Source organism: Curtobacterium flaccumfaciens (genome assembly GCF_004361695.1).
In the GTDB taxonomy this organism is placed as follows: domain Bacteria; phylum Actinomycetota; class Actinomycetes; order Actinomycetales; family Microbacteriaceae; genus Curtobacterium; species Curtobacterium flaccumfaciens_B.
Genome location: NZ_SNVW01000003.1, coordinates 226,847 through 247,328, shown reverse-complemented (window position 1 = coordinate 247,328; position 20,482 = coordinate 226,847). Strand labels below are relative to the sequence as shown.

Below are 20,482 nucleotides of genomic sequence, written 5' to 3'. Positions count from 1 at the left end.
CTGGAGGCGCGGGGCGGGGCCGCCACGCGCCTCCAGGCCGTCAGCCGGTCACGTCTAGACCGCGCGGTCGGCGCCGCTGTCGCGGCCGGACCCACGACCGGTCTCGTCGACCAGGGAGAACAGGCTGAGGACGTTGCCGTCGGGGTCGCGGACGTCGAACCAGTCGACCGCACCGTCGACGCACTCGACCGGGCCGATGTCGATGCCGAGGGAGCCGATGCGGGCGTGCTGCGCGGCGACGTCGTCGACGCCGAAGCGGACGCTGACCGGGTTCTCCTCGGCGTGCTCGTCCTCGTAGAGCTGGATCCAGATGCCGCCGACCTCGTACTCGGCGATGCCCTCGTCCGGTTCGAGGTCCGGCTCGGCGCGTTCGAACACGGCGCCGTACCAGAGGCAGGACGCCTCGATGTCGGTGACGGGCAGCCCCACGGTCACACTCGTGATGTCCATGACTCATCATGTCCCCGGTGGTGCCTGCTCGTCGAGTGGTTTCCGCGGCGGCCGCGTCATGTGCACCCGGTCTGGTGCGTGCATCCGGTCTGGCAGGGTGGAGGGATGGCGACGCTGCGCGAACGGATCACGGCCCCGGCCCACCTCGAGTCACCGATGGCGATCGGCGGACTGACGTTCCGCGCCGGCTCGCGCCAGGACCTCGGGGCGGTGCACGCCGTGGCGGTCGCTGCAGCCGCCGTGGACGACCCGAGCGCGCATCCCTCCACAGCGGACTTCGAGCGGACGCTGTCCACCGAGGGGATGGACGTCGAGCGGGACACCCTCGTCGGCGTCGACGATGAGGGGCATGTGCAGGCCTACGGCATCGTCATCGACGTCCCTTCTCGGGTCACCGCTGCCCGCGTGGTCCTCGACGGCGCGGTGCACCCCGCGCTGCGCGGTCGCGGCATCGGTCGACGGGTGTTCGCGTGGCAGGTGGGGCGTGCCCGGCAGCGGCTCGCGGCGCTCGAGATCGACGTGCCGGCGACCATCGAGATCGGTGCTCCCGAGGGCGCCCCGGCGCTGCGGCTCGGCGCGCGCTTCGGCTTCGAGCCGACCCGCAACTGGATCGACATGCAGGCGGTGCTCGACGACTCCGCCGCGGGGACCACGGACGCCGTGCCGCCGCTGCCCGAGGGCTTCGTCGTGCGGGCGGCCACCGCGGACGACATCGAGCCGCTGCGCATCGCGAAGAACGACGCCTTCCGCGACCACTGGGGGTCGCAGCCGATGGTGCGGTCGGACTGGCACGGGTTCCTCACCGCGGCCAAGAGCCGACTCGACCTGTCCCGCGTGGTGCTCGACGCCGACGGCGCGATCGCGGCGTTCGCGATCGTCGAGGTGGACCCGGACGGCTTCGCTGCCCGCGGTCGCTCGTTCGGGTACGTGCACTGGGTCGGCGTGGTGCGTGGCGCCCGTGGCCTGGGGCTCGCGCCGATCGTCACCGACGCCGTCCTGCAGGCGCTCCGGGCCGACGGGCTGTCCGCCGCGGTGCTCCACGTCGACGCCGAGAACCCGAGCGGAGCGGGGCGCATCTACGAGCGCCTCGGCTTCGTCGCGGGCGAGGTGCACGTCACGGCGTCGACGCCCCTCTGACGAGGGACCGGCCGAGCGCGGACACCCGCCGGTACCCCTGCACTGGGGACACCGGACACCCCCTCGCCCCCTCGTTGTGGGACTGCGGAGGGCCTTCGGCGCGGACGTAGCGTGGTCGGGCGCCGATTCCCTGCGGTGCTCGTCACGACGACCCGCGCTCGACCCGAAGGAGGCTCCGGGGCACATGGCCACGCTGTCCGAGATCCTCATCCTCAACGGAGCCCTGCCGATCGAGCACCTCGACTCGATGACCGGCGACGAGGAGATCGACGACCGTTCGATCCGATCGCTCGTCGACCAGGGGCTCGTCAGCGAGGCGCAGTACATCACCGCCCGCGCCGCGTCGCACAACTCGAAGACCGTGCCGCTGACCGACTACCCGGTCGACGGCACCGCGGTGTCGATGCTGCCCGCCGCACTCTGCCGCCGGCACGGCGTGCTCGGCGTCGGGTTCGAGGGCGACGTCCTCGTGCTCGCCATGGTGAACCCCACGAACGTCCTGGCGATCGACGACGCCCGCACCGCGTCCGGCCGCCCGGTGAAGCCGCTGCAGGTCGAGGAGCGCGACCTCGCGTCCGCGCTCGACCGCTACCTGCGCGCCGACGACGAGCTGAACGACCTGACCTCCTCGCTCGAGGAAGAGGCGTCCTCGCAGGCGAAGCAGCAGGTCGACCTGACCGACGGCGCCCTCGACGACGTCCCGATCGTCCGCTTCGTGAACCTGCTCGTCTCGCAGGCCATCCAGGACCACGCGTCCGACATCCACATCGAACCGGGCGAGCACGAGGTCCGGGTCCGCTACCGCATCGACGGCGTGCTGCACGAGATGGCCCCGGCGCCGAAGAACATCCAGAACGGTGTCATCAGTCGCCTCAAGATCATGAGCGACATCGACATCGCCGAGCGTCGGAAGCCGCAGGACGGCCGCATGTCGGTGCGCCACGGCGGCCGGCAGATCGACCTCCGCGTCGCGACCCTGCCCACCGTGTGGGGCGAGAAGGTCGTCATGCGGATCCTCGACAACACGAACACGTCGATGTCCCTCAAGGACCTGAACCTGCTCGAGCAGAACTTCCAGGCCTACCAGCGGTCCTACTCGAAGCCCTACGGCATGATCCTCGTCACGGGGCCGACCGGTTCGGGCAAGTCGACCACGCTGTACACGACGCTCAACGCCGTCGCGAAGCCGGAGATCAACGTCATCACGGTCGAGGACCCGGTCGAGTACCGGATGGCCGGCATCAACCAGGTGCAGGTCAACCCGAAGGCCGGTCTGACGTTCGCGTCGGCGCTCCGCTCGATCCTGCGCTCCGACCCCGACGTCGTGCTCCTCGGCGAGATCCGCGACCACGAGACCGCGCAGATCGCGATCGAGGCGTCGCTCACCGGCCACCTCGTGCTCTCGACCCTGCACACGAACGACGCCCCCTCGGCGATCACCCGGCTCACCGAGATGGACATCGAGCCGTTCCTCGTCGGGTCCGCCCTCGACTCGGTCGTCGCCCAGCGTCTGGCCCGCCGGCTCTGCGACCGCTGCAAGGCGCCCGCGCAGTACACGCCGGCGCAGCTCGTGGCGCTCGGCTTCGTGCCCTCGGAAGACGCCGCCGTGCCGGAGTTCTTCGGCCCCGTCGGTTGCGCCGTCTGCTCGAACACCGGGTACCGCGGCCGCATCGCCCTGCACGAGGTGATGACCGTGTCCGAGGAGATCGAACGGCTCGCCGTCTCGCGGGCCTCGAGCGCCGAGATCAGCCGTGTGGCCCAGCAGCAGGGCATGCTCACCCTCCGCCAGGACGGGTGGGAGAAGGTCAAGCTCGGCATGACGAGCATCGACGAGATCCTGCGCGTGGTCGCGTAGGCGTGGGAGTGGAACGATGACTGACTCCGTCTACGACATCTCCGTGCCCGGGGACGAGCCCGTCGCGGGCTGGCACCCGGGACGGCCCGGCACCGAGGTCGGTGGCCGTCGTGCCGCCCGACTCGCGGCGGCCGCGGCACAGCAGCCGACCTCCCCCGGCCTGGAGGCGCGGATCACCCCCGCCCCGGCCGGTCCGGTCCACGACCTGTCGAGTGACACGACCGCGTGGCCGGCTCCGTCCGACGACACGGCCGGGTGGCCGGCCCCGTCCGGCGCCCCGGTCGCCGTGCCGGTCGCGCAGCCGCAGGCTGCGCCCGCGACGCCGTCCGCAGCCGTCCCGCCGTCGACGGCGTCCTACGGGTACGCCGACGCCGTGACCCAGCACCTGCCGGTCGTGCCCGCGGAACCGACCACGGTCCTCCAGGCCGTCCACGCCCCCACCCACGCGCCCGCACCCGACGGTCAGACCGAGATCAACTTCACGCGCCACGCGCGTGAGGTGGCCGACCCCGACCTCATCACCGCGCTCGCGCAGGTGGTCTACCAGGGTGCGTCCGACCTGCACCTCACCGCGGACGCCGCCCCCACCGTCCGCGTCGACGGGTCGCTCCGGCCCGCGGTCCCCGGCGGCCCGTGGGCCCGCAACAAGGTGATCGCCGCACTCAAGACCCTGCTGTCGGTCGAGCAGGCCGGCCAGTTCGACCACGAGCAGGAACTCGACTTCGCGTACTCGCTGTCGCCCGAGTACCGGTTCCGCGTGAACTACTACCAGCAGCGCGGCAACTGGGGCGCGGCGTTCCGCATCATCCCCACCAAGATCAAGACCCTGAAGCAGCTCGGCATCCCCGAGTACGTGGGGGAGTTCGCCAAGCTGCCGCGTGGCCTCGTGCTGGTGACCGGGCCGACCGGTTCCGGCAAGTCGACCACCCTCGCCGCGCTCATCGACCTCGTCAACGAGACCCGTGCCGACCACATCGTCACGGTCGAGGACCCGATCGAGTTCATGCACGACCACAAGAAGGCGATCATCAACCAGCGCGAGGTCGGTGCGGACACGCACTCCTTCGCCGCCGCCCTCAAGCACGTGCTGCGCCAGGACCCCGACGTCATCCTCATCGGTGAGCTCCGCGACCTCGAGACCATCTCCGTCGCCCTCACCGCCGCCGAGACCGGCCACCTCGTGTTCGCGACCCTGCACACGCAGAGCGCACCCGGCACGATCGACCGCGTCATCGACGTCTTCCCGCCGCACCAGCAGGGACAGATCCGCACGCAGCTCGCCTCGACCCTCGAGGGGGTCGTCTGCCAGACGCTCGTGCCGAAGGCGAACGGCGCCGGCCGCGTCGTCGCCACCGAGATCATGAAGACCACCCCGGCCATCGGGAACCTCGTGCGCGAGGGCAAGACCTACCAGATCACCTCGGCCATGCAGGCCGGGCGCGACATGGGCATGCACACGATGGACCAGGACCTCGCGGAGCTCGTCAACGTGGGCACCATCACGCGGAAGGCCGCGCTCGAGAAGGTGCACGACCTCGAGGGCTTCGACCGGCTCGTGCAGCGCGTCGAGTCGCCGTCCGACTCCTCCGCAGCGGCCATCGCCGCGTCCGAGATCGACTTCGGCGACAAGTACTCAGGAGGCCACTGATGTCGCTCGCCTACGACTACCGGGGGCGCGACGGCGCCGGCAAGCTCGTGAAGGGGCGGCTCGACGCGTCCTCCGAAGGGGCCGTCGTCCAGCGGCTGCGGGGGATGGGCGTCTCGCCGATCGCCATCACCGAGGCGAAGGCCGGCACGGGGCTGCAGACCGAGATCAAGATCCCGGGGTTCGAGAAGGGCGTGGGGCTCAAGGACCTGGCGATCATGTCGCGGCAGGCCTCCACGATGCTGTCGTCCGGGCTCTCGTTGCTCCGGGCGCTGTCGATCCTGGCCGACCAGACGGACAACAAGAAGCTCAAGGACATCCTGGGCAAGGTCCGGGACGACGTCGAGCGCGGTGTCTCGTTCTCGGACGCCGTGGCGAAGTACCCGGTCGACTTCCCGCCGATCATGATCAACATGATCCGCGCCGGCGAGACCGGCGGCTTCCTCGATCAGGCGATGGACTCCATCGCGACGAACTTCGAGAAGGAGCACAAGCTCCGGTCGACGATCAAGTCGGCGATGACCTACCCCGTCGTGGTGCTCGTCATGTCGCTGGTCGCGGTCGTCGTGATGCTCGTCTTCATCGTGCCGATCTTCCAGAAGATGTTCTCGTCGCTCGGTGGTCAGCTGCCGCTGCCGACGATGCTGCTCGTGTACGCATCGCATGCGATGGTGTGGGTCGGACCGATCCTGCTCGTCGCGATCGTGCTCGGGTGGCTCTGGTGGCGTGGGAACAAGAACACCGACAGGGTTCGCGGATTCGTCGATCCGATCAGATTGCGTCTCCCGGTGTTCGGGGAGCTCAGCCGGAAGATCGTCATCGCGCGGTTCGCCCGGAACTTCTCGAACATGATCGGCGCCGGCGTCCCCATTCTGCAGGCATTGCAGATCGTCGGCGAAGTGTCGAACAACTTCGTGGTGCAACGCGCGCTCGAACGCGTCGCCGAGTCGGTGCGAAAAGGTGAATCGATCGCGGTGCCATTGGCGGCCGAGAAGGTATTCCCGGAAATGGTCTCGCAAATGGTGGCCGTCGGAGAGGACGCCGGGTCGCTCGAGGTGATGCTCGAGAAGATCGCCGAGTTCTACGACAACGAGGTCGAGACGACCACCGAGGCGCTCACATCCCTGATCGAGCCGCTCCTCATCGCCTTCCTCGGCGTGGTCGTCGGCGGCATGATCGTCGCGCTGTACCTGCCGATCTTCAAGATCACGTCGTTGATCCACTGACCCCTCAAAAGGGGCCCCGCGCTCGGGGGTGTTTTGTCCGAGAATGCCCCCGTTTCTGGGGGCATTTTCTTGCCCGGTGCCCCCCGTTCTCGGGATTATGCCCCGAAAGTGCCCTCAATACGCTTGTCGTCGGCGGCAGAGCACAGCCCCAAACCGTTTCCAATCACATTCCCGAAAGAATGGATGAAGTCATGTACTTCGCGCTCATGGGCAAGCTGAACGCTCGCCGCAACGAACTCGTCAAGGACTCCGAGAAGGGCTTCACCCTCATCGAGCTCCTCGTCGTCGTGATCATCATCGGCATCCTCGCCGCGATCGCCATCCCGGTGTACCTGGGTGTGCAGAACAACGCGAAGGACTCGGGCGTCCAGAACGACGTCTCGAACTTCAAGACCGCCGTGGTCAGCACGTCGACGCAGAACAGCAACAACCTTCCCGCGTCTGCCACGCTCGACACCGCCACGAAGATCTCCAACGCAGCTGTCACGGGTGGCCAGACCTGGTCAGACGCCGGAGTCACCTGGTCGGACTCCGAGAAGGAGCTGAAGTACATCAAGGGGACCGCGTCCAACACCTTCTGCGTGCAGGGAACGAGCTCCACCGGCAAGACCTTCGCGTCGACGGAGACGGCCGGGACCAAGGCAGGCACCTGCTCGGACGCGGGCGCGTTCGTCGCAGCCAAGTAGCAGGTTCAGAGCGTTGCAGAGGGGGTCAGGTTGCCTGACCCCCTCTGCGCGTCGGAGATCAAGGACGGAGGGAGACACCGTGGTCAAGCTGTTCCGACAGATCAAGCGAAGCGACGACGACGGCTTCACCCTCGTCGAGGTCATCGTCGCGATCACCGTCTTCGGGATCATCATCGCTGGGGCGTTGGTCGGTGTGGTCTCGGTCATGCGGGTCACCTCGGACAACTCCGCTCGATCCCAGGCGGTGAACCTCGCCGCCGGTGCCATCGACACTGCTCGCATCGAGGCCGCGAACAACATCACGGGCATGGCCGGCGCGACCACGCAGCCGAAGGTCGACGGTCGGCAGTACACGGTCAAGCGCACGCTCGATTGGCAGTACACCAACGGCACGACGAACCGGTGTTCGGCCGCAGCGACCGGGACCGCCGCACAGCTCCTCTTCCTCAACGTGCACATCAAGGTCACCTGGCCGGGTATGGGCTCCGCGGCTCCGGTCACGCAGGAGACCGTGTTCTCGCCGTCCACCAAGATCAACGACCCGTCCCTCGGCACGATCCTCGTCCAGGTGCAGTCGATCACCGGAAGCGGTGGCGTGGGTGGCGTGAACGCGACGATCGCCCCGTCCACGTCCGTCTCGCCCAACACGGCCAGAGCGCTCGCGACCCAGCCCGACGCCACGAACCAAGACGGTTGCACGGTCGCCGTCAAGGTGACGCCCGGTACCTACACGGTCACGCTCGGCCCGCCGTCCGGTCAGTACCGCGACCAGGAACAGTCCGCAGCACCGTCGAAGACCGTCGTGGTCAAGGAAGGGCAGTCGAGTGGGGCCTCGTTCAACTACGATCCCGCGATCGCTGTCTCGATGAACTACGCCAGCAACGCTGCTGGCGCGCTCCTGCCCACGAACCTCACCACGTCGTTCGTCAGCACGTACGGAACGTACAAGGCGACCGGTACCGCCGCGACGCAGTACCTCAGCCCGATCGGCTCCGGCTACGTCGTCTACCCCGGCGTCTACGACTCGAACGCCACCAACGCCGACACCACGACGAACCCGAACAGCTGCTTGTCGACGGACCCCACGATGTGGCCGCGCGCGAGTGACGGTCGCATCGGGAAGACCCCGACCCCGTCGGTGTCGAAGGACCAGCTCACCGCGAACGTGCCGATGGGACTCGTCACGGTGACCATCAACAAGTCCGACACCATCCTGACGGCGAAGACGGCCACCGCGGCGAACGGCGACCCGGGTTGCAAGGTGACCCAGTCGTACTCGTTCGCACGGACGTCCACGGGAAGCTCGGGCACCGTCGACGTCACGCTCGCCCTGCCGTACGGCACGTGGTCGGTCACGAGCCAGAAGTCCTCCTCCTCGGCGGCGGTGAACGTCACGGCCAAGGGCCTGCTCGGCGTCCTGCTGAACGCCGGCTCGGTGACCCTGGACCCGCGGGTCGCACCGTGATCCAGCGCATCCGCTCCGCCGTCCGTGGCGAGCGCAGGGAAGACGGACTCACCCTGATCGAGCTCCTCGTCGCGATGGGGTTGTTCGCGGTCCTCCTCGCCATCGTCGGAGGCACGTTCTACTCGATCACGCGAGCGACGACCTTCGCGGCCGCTCGCGACCAGAACAGCCGGAACACGTCGAACGCGATGAACGAGATCGTGCGCAAGGTCCGCGCTGCAGCTGACAACCCCCGCGCCGGCGCGAGCGATTCCCCGGCTTTCATCTCCGCAGGTCGCTCGTCGGTCCAGTTCACGACGCTCGTCGCGACCGGCCGTGATGCCGTGCCGCAGCAGGTCACCTTCTCGGTGAGCGCCGACGGCGTCCTCACGGAGAAGGTCGTCGCCGGGACCACGACCGACAACGCGTACTACACGTTCAGCGGCGCTGGTTCGACCTCCACGATCGCGTCGTCGATCGAGGTGCCTGACGCCTCGGGGACGCCGGTCTTCCAGTACCTCGACGTCTCGAGCAACGTGTTGCCACCGAATGCAGCCGGCGCGATCCCGGCCGACCAGATCGGTCAGATCGCCTTCGTGCAGGTCACCCTCCGCTTGTCGTCGACGGCGAGCACCCTGAAGAACGGCATCACGCTGCAGAACACGATCGGGCTGCCGAACCTCCTCGAGCCGACGGGAGACTCCACGTGATCCGACTCCGCAAGTGGTTCCACCTCGACGCACTCCGCGATGACCGCGGTATGGCCCTGGCCATCGCGGTGATCTTCGGAACCGTCGTGGTGTTCATGATCGCGACCGCGACCTCGGTCGCCGTCGCAGGCATCAAGAAGTCCTCGACGGATGCTGACTGGAACGCCGCCCTGAGTGCCGCGTACGCCGGTGTGCAGGACTACGAGGCGCGGCTGTCCAACGACACCGGCTACACCCAGTACGGCAACTCGTCGGCCCCGTTCTCCTCGACGAGCACCGGACTCACGTTGCCCACCGGCGGCGCCACCAACCCGGCGTTCGGAACGGGCACTGCGGGCACCTGGGCGGCAGTGCCCGGCGGCGACGGGAAGTCGCTCTACCGGTACGAGGTCGACTCGTCCAAGTACTACGACACCGGAGTGATCCGGGTTCGCTCGACCGGCAAGGTCGGCACGTCCGTGCGGTCCGTCGTCGCGAGCATCCGGCAGCAGGGGTTCATCGACTTCCTCTACTTCACGGACTACGAGATCCAGGATCCGGTCATGACGAACGTCGATCCCGCGACCTGCGTGAAGCACGCCTGGGAGGGACGTCCGACGTCGAGCTCGCGCAACGTCTGCGGCGAGATCGCGTTCAGCGGTGGCGACACCATCGACGGGCCTGCCCATTCGAACGACACGATGCGCATCTGCCAGGCGACCTTCACGAGTCAGATCACGACCTCGAACCCGACCTCCGGCCTCCGGTACAGCCGGGTCGACTCGAACGGTTCGAGCTGCACTGGCCAACGGTTCCCCGCGGGTGTCACACAGCCGGCGTTCACATCGACGATCGGCATGCCGTCGACCAACGCCCAGCAGAAGGCTGCGACGCAGTACAACACGACCGCGACGTCGACGCGGAGCCCGGGCTGCCTCTACACGGGCCCGACGGACATCACCTTCAACGCTGACGGCACGATGACGGTGAAGTCGCCGCGGTCCATCAAGACCCAGACCGACGCGACAGACCCCACCAGCGGTCGGACCCCGGCAGCGTGCGGGATCCCGGGTACCGGAGCCGGGCAGCTCGGGTCCGCCTCGGGGGCGACCGTACCGGTTCCGGAGAACAACCTCGTCTACGTGCAGAACGTGCCGCAGGCAGGCGACGCGAACGCAACGACGACCGCGAAGCTCCCGGATGCGTGCAACCCGACCTCCGGCAACGGCGTCGGGTACCCACGCGCCGGGGAGGCGCAGCTGAGCACGACGCCGTGCAGTTACGGCACACGATCCGGTGACGCGTTCGTGCACGGCGTGCTTGACGGCCAGGTGACCGTCGCTGCGGAGAACTACCTCTACGTGACCGGAGACATGACCTACGAGGACCGAGGCGCGGACATGCTGGGCCTCACCGCGACGAACGCCGTGATGGTCTGGAACCCCGTGAAGGCGGTGTCCTGCGGCTCCAGCACGTGTTACTCGTCGATCCTCGGCGACTCGGACCGTGAGATCGACGCGGCCATCATCTCGGCGGCACACACCTTCCAGGTGCAGAACTACGCCTACGGGGGTGACCGTGGAACCCTCACGGTCTACGGCGCGATCGCACAGAAGTTCCGAGGCGTGGTGCGGCAGGGGTCGAACGGGTACGTGAAGGCGTACCAGTACGACGCCCGGCTGAAGCACTCCGCGCCGCCGAGCTTCCTCAACCCCGTGACGACGACCTACGGCGTGACGACGATGGCGGAGGTCTCGCCTGCGTACGTGACCTCGGGCGACTGTGCGAAGAAGGCGGGCGTCTGCGTATGAGCGCGTTGCAGCAGATCGCAATCGGAGTGGCCGGTCTCGCCGGTGTGTTCGGCCTCCTGATCGGGTCGTTCCTCAACGTCGTCGTGTACCGCGTCCCGGCGGGGTTGTCGGTGGTGAACCCGCCGAGCGCCTGCCCGAAGTGCGGCCACGAGATCCGCGGGTTCGACAACGTGCCGGTACTGTCATGGCTCGTCCTCCGCGGTGCGTGCCGCGACTGCGGCGCGCGCATCTCTGCTCGGTACCCGTTGGTGGAGGCGGCGACGGCGGGTCTGTTCGCGGTCGTCGCCGGCGTGGTCCTCAGCCGCGCCGCAGGGGCCGGCACCGCGCTCGTCCCGACCATCGGCATGCTCGTGGTGCTCCTGTACCTGATGGGGATCACCGTCGCGCTCGCACTGATCGACCTGGACACACACCGCCTGCCGGACAAGATCGTCCTGCCCGCGTACGTGGTCCTCGGCGTGCTGCTCACGGCGACCTCCGCCGCATCGGGCGACTGGTGGGCACTGGGTCGTGCGGCGATCGGCATGGCCGTGCTCGTCACGGTCTACTTCGGCCTGGCCGTCGCGGTCCCGGGCGGGATGGGGATGGGCGACGTGAAGCTCGCTGGCGTGCTCGGGTTCGTCCTCGCGTACCTCGGATGGGGACCCCTCGCAGTGGGAGCTTTCGGCGGGTTCGCGCTCGGGGCTATCTTCGCCATCGGTCTCCTCGCCGCCCGACGCGCGAAGCGCGGGAGCGGAATCCCGTTCGGACCGTGGATGCTCGCCGGCGCCTGGCTCGGCATCCTCTGCGGCGGCCCGGTGTGGGACGCCTACCTCGGCCTCATCGGCCTCACCTGACCCGACGGAGAAAGCGATCACCATGACGAGCAACGTCGTCGGCATCGACATCGGCAGTGTGTCCATCCGCGCCGTCGAGGTCGCACGCACCAGCAAGGGCGTCGCCTCCATCGAGCGGATCGCGGAAGTGCCGCTCCCTGACGGATCGACCCAGCGGGGCGAGGTCCTCGAGACGAACACGATCGCGGGCGTCCTCCGCCAGCTGTGGTCCATCGGGAAGTTCAAGACGAAGGACGTCGCCCTCGGCATGGGGAACCAGCGAGTCCTGTCGCGTGACCTCACCGTTCCGAAGGCCCCACTCGCTCAGATCCGTGAGTCGCTGCCGTTCCAGGTGCAGGATCTCCTGCCGGTGCCGGTCGGTGACGCGATCCTCGACTTCTACCCGACCGGTGAGGGGACCGGAGAGTCCGGCCCGGTGGTGCACGGTCTGCTCGTCGCAGCCGTGAAGGACGCGGTCCTCGCGAACGTGCGCGCGGCGCAGCTCGCGGGCCTCAACCCGGTCGGCGTCGACCTGATCCCGTTCGCCCTGAGCCGCGTGCTCACCCCCATCGGGCAATCGGTGGGTACCGTCGCACTCGTCGAGGTCGGCGGCAACACCAGCACGGTCGTGATCAGTGTCGACGGCGTCCCGCAGTTCGTCCGCATCATCCCGACGGGTGGGGACGAGATGACGAAGCAGATCGCGCTCCGGCTCGAGATCCCCGTCGAACAGGCCGAGGCCGTGAAGCGGTACATCGGCATGGGTGCGCGGGCCCAGACGCCCGACGACCAGCGCGCGGCCGCCGTCATCCGAGAAGCCGCGCACGAGCTCATCGCCAGCGTCCGGAACACCTTGAACTACTTCGCGAACACCAAGGACGACGGGCGACCGGTGGCACGGATCGTCCTCGCAGGTGCCGGAGGGGAGCTCATCGGGTTCCGGGAGGCGCTTGCCGAGTCGACGGACATCCCGGTCGCGATCGGTGACGCGTTCGCCGGGGTCCGGCGAGCGCGCGGCGTGGAGCCGTCCGTGTTCGAACAGCGGGGGATGTCCCTCGCGGTGGCCTGGGGGCTCGCAGCAGGAGGACGTGCAGCATGACCGAGACCCTGATCCAACCCGCTGTCGTTCCGAGCGCCGACAAGCCCAAGCGTCTGCGCAAGGCCTCCGAGAGCCCGGGCGGAAGGCCGAAGGCGCCGGGCAAGGCTGCCCTCGTCGTCGGCGGTGTTCCTCGCGCCGACCTGCTCCCCGCCGAGGTCCTCGTCGACCGCCGCCAGCGCGCCACTGTCCGTCGGGCCTGGTTCGGCGTCGTCGTCGTGGCAGCCGTGGTCGCACTCGGCGTGGCCGTCTCGACGATGGACAGTGTCTCGTCGGCGAATCAGCTCCGGAGTGCTCAGGACGAGGGCACCGCGCTGCTCCAGCAGCAGGGGCAGTACTCGGAGGTCCGCAAGGTCGAGTCGCGGACATCTCTCGCCGAGGCGGCGCAGACCGTGGGTGGCGCTCCGGAGATCGACTGGAGTACGTACCTGCAGAAGGCGCAGGGGTCGCTACCGGTCGGTGTGGGCATCGTGGGCGTGACCGTCGACTCCGCATCGCCGCTCGAGAGCTACGACCAGCCGACGACGCCGCTGCAGGGGGCCCGCGTGGCGACACTCACCTTCGAGGCCGACAGCCCCACGCTGCCGTCGATCCCGGACTGGCTGGATCGTCTCCGCAGTCTGCCGGGATTCGTGGACGCCAACGCCAACGCCGTGACCCTCGACTCGAACACGGGGCACTACACGGTGGACATGACGCTGCACATCAACGAGCAAGCGTTCGACGGGAAGTACGTGGAGAAGACGAAATGACCAAGAACCGGCTGCAACTGGTGATCGCGCTCGCGATCGGTGCCGTCGTGCTCGTCGGCGGCTTCTTCCTCGGCGTGCAGCCGCAGCTCACTGCGGCTGCCGCGAACCGCGCGCAGCAGCACTCCATCGACGCGACGAACGACACGTACCGGACCGAGCTCGCGAGGTTGGCGGCTCAGTCTGCGAAGCTCCCCGCCATGCGGCGGGAGGCCGCGGCACTCGACCGTTCGATCCCGGCGTCGGCGAACACCTCGGCCTTCTACAAGGAGGTCAACGCCGTCGCAGCGTCCACCGGTGTGACGGTGAGCGGGATCACCACGTCGTGGGCAGCGGCGTACACCCCGCCTGCCGCCGACGCAGCGGCAGCAGCTCCGACCGGAACGTCGACCTCCGCGGCGCCGAGCACGCCGTCGCCGTCACCATCGCCGTCGGCCTCGGCTCCGACCCCGTCGATCGCGGCACCGGTGACCGACCCGCAGATCACGGCGTCCAACTTCTCGACCATCGCCATGAGCATCCAGGTGACGGGGTCGTTCGAACAGGCCCTCGCGTTCACCTCCGGAGTCCAGAACGGCGAGCGGTTGTTCCTGGTGAACGACATCAAGTCGGACCGCCAGGAGACGACGGACGATCCGACGGCGACTTCCGGGGACGGAGGGACGACCGGCTGGACGCTGTCCGGCTTCATCTACGTGCTCTCGGATGCAGCGTCTGCGCAGGACTCGCAGGCCTCCGAAGGGGCTTCCGGAGGGACTGCCGCCGAGTCGTCGAGCACCACCGCGAGCGGCGTCGCGAACGGCTGACAAGACCCCCGCGGCACACCCCTCCGAATGGGGTGGGCCACGCCACGCCGCGCCCTCTTCCCCGACGCCTGTCGCTGTGCTTACGATGCTCTCGACGCCGCGCTCGCGGCTGCTCACACCCCTCTCGAACGGCCGGCTCGGATCCGTCGTTCTCGTCGTGCCCGGAGTCGCGCGTGTTGTACGGAATCGTTGAGTTCCTCGGCTGGTTCGGAGCCGTAACCGTCCTTGCTGGTTACATTCTCTTCTCGACGGGCAAGCTGCCGAACGGCCCCGTGTACCAGCTGTTCAACCTCGTCGGAGGGCTCGCGGTCGCGGTCAACGTCGCAGCGCACCACGCGATCCCGTCGACCATCGTGAACGGCATCTGGGCGATCGTCGCGGTGGTCGTCCTGGCGAAGATGGCGAAGGCGCGCCGAGACGCCAAGCGGGGCGTCCCGATGGACTCCGAGCAGCCGGCCCTGCTGACCGAGCCGCCGGCGACCACGGCGGTCCTGCCGATCGTCGGGCCGGCGCTGCGCGACCACGAGCCGGAAGCATCGGACCCGGCGGACGCGACCCCGGGCCTCCAGGCCCAGCCGACCACGGCGACGACCGAAGCGACCACGGCGACGACCGAAGCGACGACGGAGGCGACGACCGAAGCGACGACGGAGGCGACGACCGAAGCGACGACGGAGGCGACGACCGTCGCCGCCCCGATGACGGAGTCCATCCCGGTCATCACCGCGACCATCGCACTCGCCCTCGTGGCCGCAGCCCAGGACCACGCCGAGCGCCAGGACCAGGCGGCACGCGCCGACCAGGACGCCGCCCACACCCCCGCCGACGAGCCACAGCGCGCGGACGCCACCCACGCCTGACCCTCCCAGCGACCTGACCCTCCCAGCGATACGATCACCGCATGTCCCGGTGGTTGCTCGCGACGATGACGTCGGTGCTGTTCATCGCGCTCGTCATCGCGGTGACGGGCTTCGAAGCCCTGCTCGCCGACGTCGAGGTCATCTCGCAGCCCGACGCCACCCCGTACCTCGGGCCGGCGATGGTCCTCGCCGGCGCGACCGTGGTCTTCCTCGCGACGGCCGTCGGCGCTCGTGAGGGCAACCCCGGCGTCACCGGCCTCGTCGCGGCGGCCACCGCGTACCTCGTGATGCTCGGCGTCGGGGCGGTCGGGTACGCCCTGGTCCGGTCGGACCTCACCGAACTCCTCGTCTTCCCGGCGGGCTACGCCCTCGGCCCGTTCGTCGTCGGCTCCGTGGTGGTGGCACTCCTCTGCGTCGTGGGCGGCATCGCGACGGCGCGGCACCAGGCGAAGACGTCGGGGCCCACGACGACGACCACGACGACCACGAGCGATGACGGAGCCCGGCGGTAGGCTTCCGGCAGCGCGACCAGCACCACGACGGGGGACCGATGACCGACCAGCACGAGCCCGACGGTTGGGGATCCGTCCCGACCGTCGACACGATCAGCGGCACGCCGGGTGCACCCGTCGGCGCGCCCTCGCCGGTTCCGGGGTCGGCACCGGCGTCCGCCACCGCACCGGCACCCCGGCCGCGCCGCAGGCTCCGCCGCGGCCAGCTCGTCGGCATCATCGCCGGCGGCACGGCGATCGTGCTGCTCGCCGTCGCGGGGATCGTCGGGTACTCGGTCGGCACGGCTTCGCACTCCGCGGACCGTCCGGTGCGGGCGTTCCTCGACGACCTCACGGCCGGCAGGGTCGACGACGCCCTGCAGACGGCCGGCATCAAGCACGACAAGGGCGACGTCCTGCTCACCGACGCGGCGTACGCGAAGGCGACGGGGCGCGTCACGGGGTACCGGATCGCGGCCACCCGCGACGACGGCGACACCGCGACGGTCACCGCGTACCTCAAGCAGGACGGTCGCGACGTCTCGTCGACGTTCACGCTCGACAAGACCGGCACCGACTGGGGCGTCTTCCCGGTGTGGGAGCTCCAGGCGCCGAAGCTCGGCTCGGTGGACGTCGCCGTCCGCGGGCCGTCGGGCGCGAAGCTGACCGTCGGCGGCCAGTCGGTCACGACCGCGAAGGACGGCACGGCGGAGCTGTCGGCACTGCCCGGCACGTACGACGTCGCACTCGACGGCGGCAAGTGGGTCGAGGCGGACGCGGCGAAGGCGACGGTCACCGGGCTCGACGGCGAGATCTCGACGCCGGTGTCGATGACGACGAGGCTCACGGCGGCGGGCGTGGCGTCGGCCAAGGCCGCGGTGGACGCCTGGGTGGACGGCTGCATCGCCTCGACCGATGCGTCGCCGAAGGGGTGCAGCTTCTACGCCTATGGCGAGGACCCGGCCTACACCTACACGAACCAGAAGTGGACCCTCGCGACCCGTCCGTCCGTCTCCCTCGGCGGGTGGGTCTCGTCCGGCTGGATCGTCACGACCACGACGTTCGGCCGCGCCACCTTCACCGCGGACATCTCCGGCCCGGGCGGCGTGGGCACGGCTTCGGCCGGCCCGATGAACGTCAACGCGAGCGGCTACATCACCGGCTTCACCGACCGGGGTGCGACGTTCCGGTCGGCGATCGGCAACGGTTCGACCGACACGGGTTCCTGATCCGGCGCGCGACCGGCACCACCCCGACCACCGGCCTGGAGGCGCGGCGCACCCCCGCCACGCACCTCGCCCGAGCGCGTGGTCGCGGCTCGGTGGGGTGGGTGGCCGGGCCGCGCCGACGGGCGGGAACCGACCAGGCGTGGCGCCCCGCGCGCAGGGCGCGCACGCGGATGACGGGTGTTCGCCCAGGGCGGTCCCCACGGGCCTCCAGGGCGACGCGCCCGGATTGATTTCGCTGTGTGACGCAGGTAGTCTCTTCTGGGTGTGCGCCCTACGGCGCGCCCGGAAAAACCGGTTCGACCCTCGGTCGGCCGGAATCCGTCCCCCACTCGTCGTCCGCCGTCAGGCGGTGATCAGCGTGGGACGAGGAAGTCGGCGGTCCGCGCCGACCAGAGAACACGAGCAGGACCAGGAGAACAGTTGCCTACTATTCAGCAGCTCGTTCGCAAGGGTCGTTCGCCGAAGGTCACCAAGACCAAGGCGCCGGCACTGAAGGCGAACCCCCAGCAGCGTGGTGTGTGCACCCGCGTCTACACCACCACCCCCAAGAAGCCGAACTCGGCACTGCGCAAGGTCGCTCGTGTGAAGCTCTCGAACGGCACCGAGGTGACGGCCTACATCCCCGGTGAGGGCCACAACCTCCAGGAGCACTCGATGGTGCTCGTCCGTGGCGGTCGTGTGAAGGACCTCCCCGGTGTCCGCTACAAGATCATCCGCGGCGCGCTCGACACGCAGGCCGTGAAGAACCGTAAGCAGGCACGTAGCCGCTACGGCGCGAAGAAGGGTTGAGCCAATGCCTCGTAAGGGTCCCGCCCCCAAGCGTCCCGTCGTCGCAGACCCCGTCTACGGCGCACCGATCGTCTCCCAGCTCGTGAACAAGATCCTGCTGGACGGCAAGAAGGGCCTCGCCGAGCGCATCGTCTACGACGCACTCGAAGGCGTTTCCGCCAAGAACCAGCAGGACGCCGTCGTGACGCTCAAGAAGGCGCTCGACAACGTCCGTCCGACCCTCGAGGTCCGCAGCCGCCGCGTCGGTGGCTCGACCTACCAGGTGCCGGTCGAGGTCAAGCCGCACCGCGCGAACACCCTCGCGCTGCGCTGGCTCACCTCGTACGCCAAGGCCCGTCGCGAGAAGACGATGACCGAGCGTCTCATGAACGAGATCCTCGACGCGTCGAACGGTCTCGGTGCCGCGGTCAAGCGCCGTGAGGACACGCACAAGATGGCCGAGTCGAACAAGGCCTTCGCCCACTACCGCTGGTAAGTCCGGCTGGTAGTCCCGGCACCGTCCGGGCACCGGCGGTCAAGAACCCCGGCGCCCGGACGGCCGCCAACCTCTCCTACAACTCTTCCGGAGGAACCCTGTGGCACAGGACGTGCTCACCGACCTGAACAAGGTCCGCAACATCGGCATCATGGCGCACATCGATGCCGGCAAGACCACGACGACCGAGCGCATCCTGTTCTACACGGGCATCACGCACAAGATCGGTGAGGTGCACGACGGCGCCGCGACGATGGACTGGATGGCGCAGGAGCAGGAGCGCGGCATCACGATCACGTCGGCCGCGACGACCTGCTTCTGGGACAACAACCAGATCAACATCATCGACACCCCCGGTCACGTGGACTTCACGGTCGAGGTGGAGCGTTCGCTCCGCGTCCTCGACGGTGCGGTCGCCGTGTTCGACGGGAAAGAGGGCGTCGAGCCCCAGTCCGAGACCGTCTGGCGTCAGGCCGACAAGTACGACGTCCCGCGCATCTGCTTCGTCAACAAGATGGACAAGCTCGGCGCCGACTTCTACTACACCGTCGACACGATCGTGAACCGCCTCGGCGCGGAGCCCCTCGTGCTCCAGCTGCCGATCGGCTCCGAGAGCTCGTTCGAAGGCGTCGTCGACCTCGTCCAGATGCGTGCACTCACCTGGCGCGGCGACGCCAAGGGTGACGTCGCGATGGGTGCGAAGTACGAGATCGAAGAGATCCCGGCCGACCTCGCCGACCGCGCTGCCGAGTACCGCGAGAAGCTCATCGAGCGCGTGGCCGAGGCCGACGACGAGCTGCTGAACCGCTACCTCGAGGGCGACACCGACTTCTCGGTGGCCGAGATCAAGGCTGCGATCCGCAAGCTCACCGTCAGCAGCGAGCTCTACCCGGTGCTGTGCGGTTCCGCGTTCAAGAACCGCGGTGTCCAGCCGATGCTCGACGCCGTCATCGACTACCTCCCGTCCCCGCTCGACGTGCCGCCGATGATCGGCCACGACGTCAAGGACGAGGAGAAGGAGATCATCCGCAAGCCCGACGCCACGGAGCCGTTCTCGGCCCTCGCGTTCAAGGTCGCGGTGCACCCCTTCTTCGGTCGTCTGACGTACGTCCGCGTGTACTCCGGCTCGATCGAGTCCGGTGCCCAGGTCATCAACTCGACCAAGGGCAAGAAGGAGCGCATCGGCAAGATCTTCCAGATGCACTCCAACAAGGAGAACCCGGTCGCCAACGTGACCGCTGGCCACATCTACGCGGTCATCGGCCTCAAGGACACCACCACCGGTGACACCCTGTGCGACCCGGCGAACCCGGTCGTCCTCGAGTCGATGACGTTCCCGGAGCCGGTCATCGAGGTCGCCATCGAGCCGAACACGAAGGCCGACCAGGAGAAGCTCTCCACGGCCATCCAGAAGCTCGCCGAAGAGGACCCGACGTTCCGCGTCGAGCTCAACGCCGAGACCGGTCAGACGACGATCAAGGGCATGGGCGAGCTCCACCTCGACATCCTCGTCGACCGCATGAAGCGTGAGTTCCACGTCGAGGCGAGCGTCGGCAAGCCGCAGGTGGCCTACCGCGAGACGCTGACCAAGGTCGTCGAGCGCTACGACTACACCCACAAGAAGCAGACCGGTGGCTCCGGTCAGTTCGCGAAGGTGCAGATCGCGCTCGAGCCGATGGAGGTCACGAGCGAGAAGGTCTACGAGTTCGTCAACGCGACCTCCGGTGGCCGTGTCCCGCGCGAGTACATCCCGTCGGTCGACGCCGGTATCCAGGACGCCATGCAGGTCGGCATCCTCGCCGGGTACCCGACGGTCGGTGTGAAGGCCACCCTCAAGGACGGCGCGGCGCACGACGTCGACTCGTCCGAGATGGCGTTCAAGATCGCCGGTTCGATCGCCTACAAGGAAGCGGCCCGCAAGGCCGGTCCGGCGATCCTCGAGCCGATCATGGCCGTCGAGGTCCGTACGCCCGAGGAGTACATGGGCGACGTCATCGGTGACCTGAACTCCCGTCGTGGCCAGATCGCCTCGATGGAGGACGCTTCCGGCGTCAAGGTGGTCCGCGCGAGCGTGCCGCTGTCCGAGATGTTCGGCTACGTCGGCGACCTCCGGTCGAAGACCTCTGGTCGTGCCGTCTACTCGATGACCTTCGAGACCTACAGCCAGGTCCCGGCCAAGGTCGCCGAGGAGATCATCGCGAAGAACGCGGGGGAGTAACGCTCCAGCGT

General features: G+C 68.7%; 19 protein-coding genes. 18 read left to right on the top strand and 1 reads right to left on the bottom strand.

What is annotated here, in order from left to right:
* Positions 1-54 precede the first annotated feature (54 nt).
* Positions 55-450 (bottom strand): VOC family protein, encoded by a 396-nt coding sequence (locus EDF64_RS06010; RefSeq protein ID WP_133519126.1) that lies wholly within the window; start codon positions 448-450, stop codon positions 55-57.
* A 105-nt stretch (positions 451-555) separates the two neighbouring features.
* Between EDF64_RS06010 and EDF64_RS06005 the strand changes: the two genes are divergently transcribed.
* The 18 genes from EDF64_RS06005 (at position 556) to fusA (ending at position 20,471) form a co-directional block, all read left to right on the top strand.
* Positions 556-1,587, top strand: a complete 1,032-nt coding sequence (locus EDF64_RS06005; protein ID WP_133519125.1) for a GNAT family N-acetyltransferase — start codon at positions 556-558, stop codon at positions 1,585-1,587.
* A gap of 184 nt (positions 1,588-1,771) precedes the next feature.
* Positions 1,772-3,442, top strand: coding sequence for a GspE/PulE family protein (locus tag EDF64_RS06000; RefSeq protein ID WP_133519124.1), 1,671 nt, complete (start codon positions 1,772-1,774; stop codon positions 3,440-3,442).
* Positions 3,443-3,458: 16 nt separating this feature from the next.
* Positions 3,459-5,090: a PilT/PilU family type 4a pilus ATPase gene (locus tag EDF64_RS05995; RefSeq protein ID WP_133519123.1), complete on the top strand. Its 1,632-nt coding sequence runs from the start codon at positions 3,459-3,461 to the stop codon at positions 5,088-5,090.
* Positions 5,090-6,313, top strand: a complete 1,224-nt coding sequence (locus EDF64_RS05990; RefSeq protein ID WP_133519122.1) for a type II secretion system F family protein — start codon at positions 5,090-5,092, stop codon at positions 6,311-6,313. The genes EDF64_RS05995 and EDF64_RS05990 overlap by 1 nt, the downstream gene beginning before the upstream one ends.
* 179 nt (positions 6,314-6,492) lie before the next feature.
* A complete protein-coding gene (locus tag EDF64_RS18630; RefSeq protein WP_347813178.1) occupies positions 6,493-6,999 on the top strand; it encodes a type II secretion system protein in 507 nt (168 codons plus the stop codon).
* A gap of 79 nt (positions 7,000-7,078) precedes the next feature.
* Entirely contained in the window at positions 7,079-8,464 is a 1,386-nt protein-coding gene (locus tag EDF64_RS05980) for a type IV pilus modification PilV family protein (protein ID WP_166645620.1), read from the top strand.
* Positions 8,461-9,153, top strand: a complete 693-nt coding sequence (locus tag EDF64_RS05975; RefSeq protein WP_166645619.1) for a PulJ/GspJ family protein — start codon at positions 8,461-8,463, stop codon at positions 9,151-9,153. The genes EDF64_RS05980 and EDF64_RS05975 overlap by 4 nt, the downstream gene beginning before the upstream one ends.
* Complete coding sequence (locus tag EDF64_RS05970; protein WP_243736266.1) at positions 9,150-10,943, top strand: hypothetical protein; 1,794 nt, start codon at positions 9,150-9,152, stop codon at positions 10,941-10,943. Before EDF64_RS05975 ends, EDF64_RS05970 begins: the two co-directional genes overlap by 4 nt.
* Entirely contained in the window at positions 10,940-11,779 is an 840-nt protein-coding gene (locus EDF64_RS05965; protein WP_133519119.1) for a prepilin peptidase, read from the top strand. The genes EDF64_RS05970 and EDF64_RS05965 overlap by 4 nt, the downstream gene beginning before the upstream one ends.
* A gap of 22 nt (positions 11,780-11,801) precedes the next feature.
* Complete coding sequence (pilM, locus tag EDF64_RS05960; protein ID WP_133519118.1) at positions 11,802-12,857, top strand: type IV pilus assembly protein PilM; 1,056 nt, start codon at positions 11,802-11,804, stop codon at positions 12,855-12,857.
* Positions 12,854-13,606, top strand: a complete 753-nt coding sequence (locus EDF64_RS05955) for a hypothetical protein (protein ID WP_133519117.1) — start codon at positions 12,854-12,856, stop codon at positions 13,604-13,606. The genes pilM and EDF64_RS05955 overlap by 4 nt, the downstream gene beginning before the upstream one ends.
* A complete protein-coding gene (locus EDF64_RS05950; protein WP_133519116.1) occupies positions 13,603-14,409 on the top strand; it encodes a hypothetical protein in 807 nt (268 codons plus the stop codon). The genes EDF64_RS05955 and EDF64_RS05950 overlap by 4 nt, the downstream gene beginning before the upstream one ends.
* Before the next feature lie 173 nt (positions 14,410-14,582).
* Complete coding sequence (locus tag EDF64_RS18410; RefSeq protein ID WP_208108843.1) at positions 14,583-15,269, top strand: CBU_0592 family membrane protein; 687 nt, start codon at positions 14,583-14,585, stop codon at positions 15,267-15,269.
* 41 nt (positions 15,270-15,310) lie between these two features.
* Entirely contained in the window at positions 15,311-15,781 is a 471-nt protein-coding gene (locus tag EDF64_RS05940; RefSeq protein WP_133519115.1) for a DUF6121 family protein, read from the top strand.
* Between the two features lie 38 nt (positions 15,782-15,819).
* Positions 15,820-16,989, top strand: coding sequence for a hypothetical protein (locus EDF64_RS05935; RefSeq protein WP_133519114.1), 1,170 nt, complete (start codon positions 15,820-15,822; stop codon positions 16,987-16,989).
* 420 nt (positions 16,990-17,409) lie between these two features.
* Complete coding sequence (gene rpsL / locus EDF64_RS05930; RefSeq protein WP_071292552.1) at positions 17,410-17,778, top strand: 30S ribosomal protein S12; 369 nt, start codon at positions 17,410-17,412, stop codon at positions 17,776-17,778.
* Between the two features lie 4 nt (positions 17,779-17,782).
* On the top strand, positions 17,783-18,253 hold the full coding sequence (gene rpsG, locus EDF64_RS05925; RefSeq protein WP_071299505.1) for a 30S ribosomal protein S7: 471 nt from the start codon (positions 17,783-17,785) through the stop codon (positions 18,251-18,253).
* Between the two features lie 100 nt (positions 18,254-18,353).
* On the top strand, positions 18,354-20,471 hold the full coding sequence (gene fusA, locus EDF64_RS05920; RefSeq protein ID WP_133519113.1) for an elongation factor G: 2,118 nt from the start codon (positions 18,354-18,356) through the stop codon (positions 20,469-20,471).
* The last annotated feature ends 11 nt before the right edge of the window (positions 20,472-20,482 follow it).

What these genes read in the sequence shown, in the direction of transcription:
- EDF64_RS06010 (WP_133519126.1), bottom strand. Translation starts at nt 450, where the DNA reads ATGGACATCACGAGTGTGACCGTGGGGCTGCCCGTCACCGACATCGAG.
- EDF64_RS06005 (WP_133519125.1), top strand. Translation starts at nt 556, where the DNA reads ATGGCGACGCTGCGCGAACGGATCACGGCCCCGGCCCACCTCGAGTCA.
- EDF64_RS06000 (WP_133519124.1), top strand. Translation starts at nt 1,772, where the DNA reads ATGGCCACGCTGTCCGAGATCCTCATCCTCAACGGAGCCCTGCCGATC.
- EDF64_RS05995 (WP_133519123.1), top strand. Translation starts at nt 3,459, where the DNA reads ATGACTGACTCCGTCTACGACATCTCCGTGCCCGGGGACGAGCCCGTC.
- EDF64_RS05990 (WP_133519122.1), top strand. Translation starts at nt 5,090, where the DNA reads ATGTCGCTCGCCTACGACTACCGGGGGCGCGACGGCGCCGGCAAGCTC.
- EDF64_RS18630 (WP_347813178.1), top strand. Translation starts at nt 6,493, where the DNA reads ATGGATGAAGTCATGTACTTCGCGCTCATGGGCAAGCTGAACGCTCGC.
- EDF64_RS05965 (WP_133519119.1), top strand. Translation starts at nt 10,940, where the DNA reads ATGAGCGCGTTGCAGCAGATCGCAATCGGAGTGGCCGGTCTCGCCGGT.
- pilM (WP_133519118.1), top strand. Translation starts at nt 11,802, where the DNA reads ATGACGAGCAACGTCGTCGGCATCGACATCGGCAGTGTGTCCATCCGC.
- EDF64_RS05955 (WP_133519117.1), top strand. Translation starts at nt 12,854, where the DNA reads ATGACCGAGACCCTGATCCAACCCGCTGTCGTTCCGAGCGCCGACAAG.
- EDF64_RS05950 (WP_133519116.1), top strand. Translation starts at nt 13,603, where the DNA reads ATGACCAAGAACCGGCTGCAACTGGTGATCGCGCTCGCGATCGGTGCC.
- EDF64_RS05940 (WP_133519115.1), top strand. Translation starts at nt 15,311, where the DNA reads ATGTCCCGGTGGTTGCTCGCGACGATGACGTCGGTGCTGTTCATCGCG.
- EDF64_RS05935 (WP_133519114.1), top strand. Translation starts at nt 15,820, where the DNA reads ATGACCGACCAGCACGAGCCCGACGGTTGGGGATCCGTCCCGACCGTC.
- rpsG (WP_071299505.1), top strand. Translation starts at nt 17,783, where the DNA reads ATGCCTCGTAAGGGTCCCGCCCCCAAGCGTCCCGTCGTCGCAGACCCC.